At 71.1% G+C, this 9,727-nt stretch carries 10 protein-coding genes; 7 read left to right on the top strand and 3 right to left on the bottom strand.

The annotated features are described in order from the left end of the window. The 7 genes from DQ237_RS19265 to DQ237_RS19235 all read left to right on the top strand — a co-directional run. A partial coding sequence (locus DQ237_RS19265; RefSeq protein ID WP_147251739.1) for an integrase core domain-containing protein occupies positions 1–106 on the top strand: 106 nt, incomplete at its 5' end. A gap of 85 nt (positions 107–191) precedes the next feature. After that, positions 192–911, top strand: coding sequence for a hypothetical protein (locus DQ237_RS19260; protein WP_113801764.1), 720 nt, complete (start codon positions 192–194; stop codon positions 909–911). Between the two features lie 173 nt (positions 912–1,084). After that, positions 1,085–1,285 (top strand): hypothetical protein, encoded by a 201-nt coding sequence (locus tag DQ237_RS19255; RefSeq protein WP_113801763.1) that lies wholly within the window; start codon positions 1,085–1,087, stop codon positions 1,283–1,285. A 508-nt stretch (positions 1,286–1,793) separates the two neighbouring features. Beyond that, on the top strand, positions 1,794–2,240 hold the full coding sequence (locus DQ237_RS19250; protein ID WP_113801762.1) for a MarR family winged helix-turn-helix transcriptional regulator: 447 nt from the start codon (positions 1,794–1,796) through the stop codon (positions 2,238–2,240). Between the two features lie 96 nt (positions 2,241–2,336). Next, entirely contained in the window at positions 2,337–4,799 is a 2,463-nt protein-coding gene (locus tag DQ237_RS20370; protein ID WP_113801761.1) for a molybdopterin oxidoreductase family protein, read from the top strand. Beyond that, complete coding sequence (locus DQ237_RS19240) at positions 4,796–5,278, top strand: hypothetical protein (RefSeq protein ID WP_113801760.1); 483 nt, start codon at positions 4,796–4,798, stop codon at positions 5,276–5,278. The genes DQ237_RS20370 and DQ237_RS19240 overlap by 4 nt, the downstream gene beginning before the upstream one ends. Further along, positions 5,278–5,958: a GPR1/FUN34/YaaH family transporter gene (locus DQ237_RS19235; protein WP_113801759.1), complete on the top strand. Its 681-nt coding sequence runs from the start codon at positions 5,278–5,280 to the stop codon at positions 5,956–5,958. Before DQ237_RS19240 ends, DQ237_RS19235 begins: the two co-directional genes overlap by 1 nt. A 36-nt stretch (positions 5,959–5,994) precedes the next feature. Here DQ237_RS19235 and DQ237_RS19230 read toward each other — a convergent pair whose 3' ends face one another. From DQ237_RS19230 to DQ237_RS19220, 3 genes are all read right to left on the bottom strand, one after another. After that, positions 5,995–8,061, bottom strand: coding sequence for a SpoIIE family protein phosphatase (locus DQ237_RS19230; RefSeq protein ID WP_113801758.1), 2,067 nt, complete (start codon positions 8,059–8,061; stop codon positions 5,995–5,997). Between the two features lie 377 nt (positions 8,062–8,438). Further along, on the bottom strand, positions 8,439–9,071 hold the full coding sequence (locus DQ237_RS19225; RefSeq protein ID WP_166509687.1) for an Asp23/Gls24 family envelope stress response protein: 633 nt from the start codon (positions 9,069–9,071) through the stop codon (positions 8,439–8,441). A gap of 5 nt (positions 9,072–9,076) precedes the next feature. Then, positions 9,077–9,655: an RNA polymerase sigma factor gene (locus DQ237_RS19220; protein WP_113801756.1), complete on the bottom strand. Its 579-nt coding sequence runs from the start codon at positions 9,653–9,655 to the stop codon at positions 9,077–9,079. Positions 9,656–9,727 lie beyond the last annotated feature (72 nt).

Genomic DNA, 9,727 nt, shown 5'->3' with positions numbered 1-9,727 from the left:
CGACGAGCGCACCACGGCCCTGGACAGCTGGCTGAGCCACTACAACACTGCCCGCAGCCACTCCGCCCTCGGAGGCCACCCACCGGTCAGCCGCCTCGCCGTGTGAACAACGTGTCCGGTCGCGACAGCTAGTCGCCGCCGCGGTCCTGGCGGGGCTGCACCTGGCCGCACCGCGGATCCGGAAGCTGCCGTTGATCCCGGAGCGGGCGACCGGCTCGTTCGCCGGCGGGTTGGCGGTCGCCTATGTGTTCCTGCACCTGCTGCCCGAGATTGCCGAGGGCAACGAGGCGATCGGCGAGGCGCTCGCCGACGTCGTGGAGCCGACCCCGTTGGTGGACCTCGGCATCTTCGTCGTGGCGCTGGCCGGGTTCGCCGCCTTCTACGGCCTGCAGCGGCTGGCCGACCGCACGGTTCCCGCCCGCGCGCGCGCCGGGGCCACGGTCGGCTCCCAGCACCCGGCCGGGGCCGCGAGAGAAGCCCCGCTCGAGCCCGCGGGGGTGTACTGGCTGCACCTCGGGTCATTCATGATCTACAACGGGCTGATCACGTACACGATGGCGCTGCGGCTGCGGACGGGGATCGCCTTCGCCGTCCTGTTCACCGTGGCGATGGGGCTACACTTCGTCCTGACCGATCGGTCGCTCGAGGAGCACTACCCGCGGCGCTTCCCTGGCTCGGGCCGGATGGCGCTCGCCGGCGCGCTGCTGGTGGGCTGGCTCCTCGATGCGCTCCTGGCACCGACCAGCACGCTGGTGGTGGCGCTGCTCACCGCACTGCTCGGCGGGTCGATCCTGCTGAACGTGTTCAAGGAAGAGCTTCCGTCGACCGGTCGCTCCAGCTACCCCTGGTTCATGGTTGGGCTGGTGCTCTACGCGGGCCTCCTCGCGCTGGTCACGGCGGTGGGGGAGTAGTGCCCGCGGCGGCACTCCGGTGACCGGTGCCCTGCTCGTCGCGGCCGGGGGCCCGTCGTGCTCTGGGACATCCTGTCGACGACGCTCTCGCTGAGCCCCTGAGCAGGCCCGATGACGCGGCGGTCCAGGGCCCGGCCTGGCGTGGCCTGCTGCGGCTGCACACCCGGCGGCGGGTGCCCGTGCTGCTCAACAACTTCAGCGGGCTCTTCGTGGTGACGCTGTCCATCACCTACCTGCTGGCCGTGGTCTCCGCGGTGGTGGACCGGCGCGCCCTGGCCACCCACGTGCACGCCCTCGGCCGGTCCGGTGGGGACGTGCTGGTCACCGGCTGGTCACCGGCTGGTCACCGGCTGGTCCGGGGACTGGTTCATTGATGCGTTCGCCCAGCACCTGGTCACCCTCACGGCCACGCTCAGCTCGGTCGGCCAGCGGCACGTCGCCTACCCGGAGCTGCACTACTTCCGGAGCCGGCACGTCGTCGACGCCGCGCCGGTCGCCGTCGCGGTCCTGGTCGACGCGCTGCTGCTCCTCGACACCGCCGTCGATCCCCGTGCCCGGCTGCCCGCGCTGACGTATAGCCGGTCCGAGCGGCCGTCGACCGGTACCTGGCGACGGCGACGGTGGGTTCCACCACGCCACGGAGCAGCGACCCGTGCCGGACGCCGCCGTCCTGGACGATGCCGGGATCCCGCTGCGACCTGTCCAGATGCGGGCCTGGGGGAACGAAGAGGAGGCGGACCGCCTGCGCCTCGCCCGCCGGAGGCCGGTGCCGGGCGGGGGTGGCAGGGCGCTCTCCCCGCACCTGACCGCCGCCCGCCACGGTTGTCGTATGACAAGATCGGCTCCCCGGTAACGCCGGTCCCGGCACGGGGAGGACGCCGCATGACCGAGCTGGGATCCACGCCGCGGACGCCGGCAGACGAGGTGCTGCTCGCGCTGCTCCGCCTGGCGATGGGCGTGTCCATCGAGGCCGCCGACGAGATCGGCACGGTCTCCGCCGTCCAGCTGCGGGCAGTGACGCTGCTGCACCAGCGGCCCGGCGTCAACCTCGGCGACCTCGCTCGTGGGATGGGCGTCTCGGTGTCGGTCACCAGCCGGCTCGTCGATCGGCTCGTGGCGGCCGGCCTCGTCGACAAGCGGACGTCGACGACGAGCGGTCGGGAGATCAGCCTGTGGCTGAGCCAGCTGGGTGAGGACGCCCTGGACTGCTACGACGACCTGCGCCTGACCCGGATCCGGGCCCGGATCGGGAACCTGCCCCCCGAGCACGCGGACGCCGTGCTGTCCGCGCTCGGGGCCCTCGTCCCCGGTCCTGGCGAAGGGGGCTGATCCCCGGGGCGACCCGGCCTCCGGCCTGCAGCACGGCCACCGCAGCGGCACACTGCACACAGACATTTGCAGTAGAGCAACGAATCGGGAGGGCACGTGCCACGCGTCGACCGCATCGCCGAACCGTGGGGTAGCCGGACGCCGTACGGACCGGGCGAGACCTGGCCCACCCGGGTGGACTCCTACCTGGCCGGCGGGCTCACCGAGGACGACGTCGACCGGTGGGTGCAGTCGGCGACGATCCTGCACTCCAACGGCGACGGGCTCGACATCGCCGTCAAGGACGGGCGCATCGTCGGGGTCCGGGGACGCGAGGTGGACCGGGTCAACCACGGTCGACTGGGTCCCAAGGACCTCTTCGGTTGGCAGGCGAACAACTCGCCCGACCGGCTGACCAAGCCCCTCATCCGCGAGAACGAGCGACTGGTCGAGACCGACTGGGACACGGCCATGAACGCCGTCGTCGGCCGCGCGAAGGAGCTGCTGGAGGAGCAGGGGCCCAGCGCAATCAGCTTCTACACGACCGGCCAGCTGTTCCTGGAGGAGTACTACACGCTCGGTCTGATCGCCCACGGCGGCATCGGGACCAACCACGTCGACGGCAACACCCGGCTGTGCACCGCCACCGCTGCGGCGGCGCTGAAGGAGACGTTCGCCAGCGATGGCCAGCCCGGGTCCTACACCGACGTCGACCACGCCGACGTCATCGCGCTCTACGGGCACAACATGGCCGAGACCCAGACGGTGCTGTGGACGCGCGTGCTCGACCGGCTGGCCGGCCAGAACCCGCCGAAGGTGATTTGCGTCGACCCGCGCCTCACACCGGTGGCGCGGGCAGCGACGGTGCACCTCGCTCCGCGGCCCGGCACGAATGTGATGCTGATGAACGCGCTGCTGCACGAGATCATCAGGAACGGCTGGATCGACCGCGCGTACGTCGACGCGCACACCGTCGGCTTCGACGAGCTCGAGAAGCAGGTCGCCGACTACAGCCCCGAGGTCGCCGCGGAGGTGTGCGACGTCCCCGCCGACCAGATCCGCGAGGCGGCCCGGATCCTCGGCTCGGCCGAGCGCCTCCTGTCGACGGTGCTGCAGGGCTTCTACCAGTCGCACCAGGCTACGGCGGCCGCCGTCCAGGTCAACAACATCAACGTCGTCCGCGGCATGCTCGGCAAGCCTGGCTGCGGCGTCCTGCAGATGAACGGCCAGCCGACCGCCCAGAACACCCGGGAGGCCGGAGCGGACGGCGACTTGCCGGCCTTCCGCAACTGGTCCAACGACAGCCATATCCAGGAGCTCGCGAAAGTCTGGAACATCGAGCCGATGCAGATCCCGCACTACGCGCCACCGACGCACGCGATGCAGATGTTCCGGTACGCCGAGGAAGGCTCCGTCCGTTTCATGTACGTGACGGCGACCAACCCCGCCGTCTCGCTGCCGGAGCTCGAGCGCATCCGCGCGATCCTGGCCCAGGAGCGGCTGTTCCTGGTCGTCCAGGACATCTTCCTGTCCGAGACCGCCCACCTGGCCGACGTCGTGCTGCCGGCTGCCACGTGGGGCGAGAAGACCGGCACGTTCACCAACGTGGACCGCACCGTCCACCTGTCCGAGAAGGCGGTCGAGCCGCCCGGTGAGGCCAGGGCCGACCTCGACATCCTCATCGACTTCGCGCACCGCCTCGGGCTGAAAGACAAGGACGGCCAGCCGCTGGTGAAGTGGTCCGACCCTGAGGGCGCCTTCGAGGGGTGGAAGGAGTGCAGTCGTGGACGGCCCTGCGACTACTCGGCCATGACCTACGACAAGCTCCGCGGTGGCAGCGGCATCCAGTGGCCGTGCACCGACGAGCACCCCGACGGCACCGAACGCATCTACACCGACGGGCAGTTCTGGTCCGAACCGTCCTACTGCGAGAGCTACGGCCGGGACCTGGTGACCGGCGCGCCGGTCTCCGAGACCGAGTACAAGGCGCTCAACCCGACGGGCAATGCAGTGATCAAGGCCGCGGAGTACCTGCCGCCGCACGAGCTGCCCAGCGAGGACTACCCCTTCCAGCTGATCACCGGCCGCACCCTCTACCACTTCCACACCCGGACGAAGACGGCCCGCGCACCCCAGCTGCAGGCCGCCGCTCCCGAGGTCTGGGTCGAGATGTCGGCGAGCGACGCCGCCGACCGCTCCTTCGCCGAGGGCGACCTGCTCGAGGTGAGCACTCCGCGTGGGCGGGTGCAGGCCCGGTTGCGGATCAGCGGTGTGCGGCCGGGTGTTCTGTTTCTGCCCTTCCACTACGGCTACTGGGACGAGCCGGGCGAGCACGAGCCGGCGGGGACTGAGGGCCGCGCAGCAAACGAGCTGACCATCACCGAGTGGGACCCGGCGTCCAAGCAGCCGATCTTCAAGACCGCCGCCGCGCAGGCGACCCGGCTGGAGAGCACCTCGGGAGTGCCGTCGTCGGCCCCAACGACGACGGGCTCACGGCCGGTCACCGGCTCGGTGCCGGAGACCCGTGGCGGCACGGCGGCCGAGGCCGTCGAGACGCTCGCGGCGGAGGAGATCCGGTGAAGCTGCACCTGGCGATCGAGGAGCTGCACCGCTCCGAGAAGCACCTGGTCCACGTGCTGCTCGGCATGTCCGACCGGCACAAGGCCGAGCACGAGGTCTTCCACGTCACCCGGGATCTGGCGAGGTGGTCGACGGACCACGTCCGCGACCTCGCCGCCATCGGACAGCTCTACGGCCTGGACCTCGACCAGGAGACCGGTGGGGAGCCCGGCGCGCTCGAGAGGCTCCAGCAGGCGGCGTCCGACCTCTTCGGCCGCCGCCCGGAATCTGGGTTGTTGCTGCTCGCCGACCTCCGGCACCTCTACCGGGAGGCCTCCGGGGTCTCCTTGGACTGGGAGCTGCTGGCCCAGGTGGCCCAGGGGGCGAGGAAGCAGGACCTGTTGAAGCTCGCCGAGCGGTGCCATCCCGAGACCCTGCGGCAGGCCCGGTGGGCCAACGGCAAGCTCAAGGAAGCCGCCACCCAGGCACTGGTCAGCTGATGCCGGATCCGTCGGCGGCAGGCGGAGCGGCCACGCGGGTGGTGCTGCGGCCGCTGGCCACGCCGCTCCCGCTCGGCTTCTTGGCGCTGGTGCTCGCGACGGTCATGCTCAGCGCCGTGCAGTTGAGCTGGATACCGCCCGACCAGGGCCGCATCGCCGGGCTGACGGCGCTGGTCGCCACCGTCCCGCTGCAGCTCACCGCCGCCGTCGTCGGGTTCCTGGCCCGCGACCCGGTGGCTGCCACCGGCATGGGGCTGCTGGCCGGCACCTGGGCGACGGTCGCGCTGACGACGCTGACGTCGGCGCCCGGGGCGACCAGCGCCGGGCTGGGGGTCCTGATGCTGACGGCCGGGCTGGCGCTGCAGGTGCCGGCCGCATCGGCTGCGGCCAGCAAGCTGGTGCCGGCCGCGGTCATGTGCCTGGCCGGAATCAGGTTCGCCGTGACCGGGCTGTACGAGATCACCGGCTCGAGCAGCTGGAAGGCGGCGGCCGGCTGGACCGGCCTCGCGCTCGCGGTGCTCGCCCTCTACGCAGCTCTGGCACTGGAGCTGGAAGGCGCGCAGGGCCGGACCCTGCTGCCCCTCGGGCGGCGGGGAGCCGGTCGGGCCGCCGTCCGCGGTGAGGCGCGGACGTACGCCGCTGCGCTCGCCTCCGAGCCAGGTGTCCGCCCTCAGCTGTGACGCCGCGCTTCCACCGGAGGTGCGCCGCTGAGGGGGTTAGTCCGGGTGACTGGCGACATCCCGGTGCGGGGGCACGTCCGGTGGGACGACGTTGGGGCCGGCCTGGGCCGGCCGTGGGCGGTCCCGCCGGAACAGTCGGATGGCGATGAGGGCGACGTCGTCGTCCGGCTCGTGCGGCAGCATCCGGGCCAGCAGCTCGTCGCACAGCTCGTCGAGATCACGGCCGGCGAGTTCCTCCAGGGTGTCCTGCAGGCGCTGCGTGCCCTGGTCGAGGTCCTCGTCGCGGCGCTCGACGAGCCCGTCGGTGTAGAGGAGCACCACGGCGTCGTGGTCGAGAACCACCTCGGCCTCGTGTCGCGCGCTGTCGGGTCGTACGCCGAGCAGCAGGTCCGCCCGAACACGGGTCAGGGGAAGGACCGTGCCGTCGGGGTTAATCACGAACGGTGGCGGGTGACCGGCGTTCGACCAGCGCAGCCGGGTGATGCCGCGCTGCAGGTCGTCGGGGGTCTGCTCCAACCGGGCGAGGGCGATCGTGGCCGCGGTCCGGACCATCAGCCTCTCCATCACCTCGTCGGCCCGACGGAGGATGGTCGCGGGGCTCTGGTCGTCCAGGGCGCCGATCGATCGGACGATGGTGCGGATCTGGCCCATCGCGGCGGCCGCCTGGGTGTCGTGGCCGATCACATCACCGATGGCCAGCACGGTGGCGCCTCCGGGCTGCAGGAATGCGTCGTACCAGTCGCCGCCGACTTGTGCGGCCTGGGAGGCGGGCACGTAGCGGACGACGATCTGCCCGTGGTCGGGTTGCGGGGGTGCGGTGAGCAGTGACCGCTGCAGGCCCTCGGCCAGGCTGCGCTGCTCCCGGTAGAGTCGGGCGTTGTCCAGGGCCATCCCGGCGCGTCCGGCGATGTCGGTGGCCGTGGACAGGTCGTTGGGTGGGATCGGCCCGCGCGCAGGACCGTTGAACAGGGTGAGCAGCCCGACGGTCCGGCCGCGGCCCCGCAGCGGCAGCACGGCCGCGCTCTCCGGCGCCAACTGCTCCAGCAGCTCGGTGGCCTCGCCGGCGGTCAGCACCGCGCGGATCCGCTCGGACGCGTCTCGCTCGATGACCACGGGCTCTCCGCTGCTCAAGGCGCGAGCCAGGAAGGGTTCGTCGGTCGCCGCGGCCAGGCGCACCCGGGCGTAGGCCTCGACCAGTGCTCGCTCGTCCGGATCGGTGTGCCAGTGGCCGACGTCGCGCAGAGCACGTCTGATGTTGGTGTGCTGCTCATCGCTGACCAGGCTCACCAGGCACCAGTCGGCCAGCGTAGGGACCACCAGCTGAGCGAGCCGGGCGACGGCTTCCTCAGCGTTCAAGGTGCCGGTGAGCTGGTGGGTGGTCTGTCCTAGGAGTTCGTTGCGTTGGTAGGTCCGGTATCGCTCGGTGATGTCGAGGAAGTAGAGCGCCACCCCGTCACCCTCGGGCGTGGCGCGCACCTCATACCAGGCGTTGAGCGGTTCGGGGTAGTAGGCGTCGAAGGTGACGGGTTGGCCGGTGTCCTTGGCCCGGCGGTAGCCGGCTTCGAAGTCGGTGCCGACGGTTCCGGGGAACCGCTCCCAGATGATCCCGCCGACCAGCTCGGCGCGCGGCAGCCCCAACGCCTTCTCGGCTCGCGCATTGACATAGCCGATCCGCCAGTCCGCATCCATGACGAGGTATCCGACGGCCATGCCTTCCAGGGCCCTGGCGATCCGATCCTGCGTCTTCCGGCGGTCGGTGACGTCCCAGGCGGCGCCCAGCAGCCGGACGGCGTCCCCGGCCTCGTCGCACAGGGCCCGCCCGCGCGCGGCGATCCACCGCAGGGACCCGTCGGTGCACAGCACCCGGTACTCGGCCTCGTAGTCGCCGCACGTGGTGATCGCGCGGTCGAGCAATTCGCTGACCCTGCCCAGGTCGTCCGGGTGCACTCGGGCGTTGAAGCCCTCGATCGTCTGGTCGAAGGTCGCCGGGGTCAGGTCGAACAGCTCCAGGAGCCGGTCGTCCCACGACAGCCGCCCGGTGATCAGGTCCCAGTCGAAGGTGCCGATCCCCGCGGCTGCTCGGGCCAGGTCCAGTAGCTCCACCGACGCCGCGGGGACTCCGACACCCGGGACGTCAGAGGCAGCCGCAGCGCTTTCCTCGGCGTCCGCGCGTTTCCCGACCACCTGCACCCGCTTTCGTTCGTCGTCGCGGCCAGGAGGCCCTGGCGTATTGTGCACGACCGGACTCGGCGGCCGGTTCGCGAGCGGGATGCCGTGAACCCACCGACGCCGACCGCTGCGAGCAGGCGACGGCCGCGGCCTCCGATGGGGGTGCGATCTGGTGCCGGCGCCCGGGAGCAGGCTGACGTACGCCCAGACGTGCTTGCGGCCCGAGGTCACCGTCCATTCGTAGGCGCCGCACAGCCGGGCGATCAGGTACAGCAGAGTTTTCTCGCCTGGAGCGGGTGTGGTGTCTCGTGTCACCGAAGCGACGGGAGGACGTCGATGACGATGACGTTCACCTCTCTGGTGATCAACCCGGTGTGCGCCACGAGGTGTTCGACGATCCGGCTCCGAACCGCTTGCGCGACGTGCGCGATGGGAACGCCGTAGTCGACGGCGATCTGGACGTCGATGATGACGTGACAGCCCGCGACCCCGACGTCGGTGGCAGGTTCGCCCGCGGCGCCGGCGATCTCGGTGAGTGAGGGCGACTGTCCGGCCCGGGTCTCGGGGCGACCGCCGCCGAAGGCGACCGAGACGTGCGGAACGGACTCGGCGGCCAGTCGGGCGACGGCGCCGACGACGCGTGCCGCGATGCGGGTCTGCCCGGTCGGGTCGGTCAGGACGGCGTGCCAAGCGTTGCGGGACAGTTCGCGGATCTGTGCCATGACCTCCTGCAGCAGGCCGGCCGGTGCGCGGACGTCTTCCGCTGCCAGTTTGGTGACGGGGGCCCACAGGTCGGCCAGCTCCGCCAGGGCGGCTCGGCAGTGCGGACAGCTGCGTTGGTGTGCCGGGTCACGGGGGGGAGCATGCTCGGCCACCTGGGTGAGCAAGGTGTCGACGCCTACGCCGCAGGGCAGGCGGTCGTCCTCGCTGTTGCTCGGGGACACGGGAGTCACCTCCATTCCTGGAGCCGGGCCAGCAGGGTCTTGCGCCCACGATGCGCCCTCACCTTGGCTGCTGTCTCGGAGATGCCGAGAATGCGCCCCGTTTCAGCATGTGTGTAACCGCCGAAGACGGTCAGGACAAGTGGCGCGCGTTGGTCGAAAGGTAGCGACAGCACCGCGGCGCGGACGGCGTCCCTGCGCTGAGCACGCACGGCCAGGTCCTCTGCCGACGGCGCCTGGGGTAGTCCTTCGGCTGATCCGATGTCGTCGGGCAGGGGCACGGTGAGCTTGCGAGCCCGCAGCACGTTGTGGCAGCGGTTGATCAGGATGCGCATGACCCACGTCGAGAACTGCGCCTCACCGCGGAATCCGTCCAGGTGCTGCCAGACCTGCAGGAGGGACTCCTGCACCGCATCCTGGGCGTCCGCTGGATGCCCCACCAGGCGCAGCGCCACGTGGTAGAGCCGGTCCTGGTGCGCGCGGACGAGCGATGCGAAGGCGTCCTCGTTGCCCTCCCTCGCCAGCGAGACCCAGCGCTCCTCCATCGGGTCGGTCCGGCCGGCGATGGGCTCTGCGTCCTGGGTCACCGGTGAAGCTCACGCTTCCGCGGAGCCCTTTTCGCCATCTGCTGTAACCCTTCCCATCCAGTTGTGTCCAAC

Source organism: Blastococcus sp. TF02-8 (assembly GCF_003319175.1).
Classification (GTDB): Bacteria; Actinomycetota; Actinomycetes; order Mycobacteriales; family Geodermatophilaceae; genus Blastococcus.
This window is presented reverse-complemented; position numbering and strand designations above follow the sequence as displayed.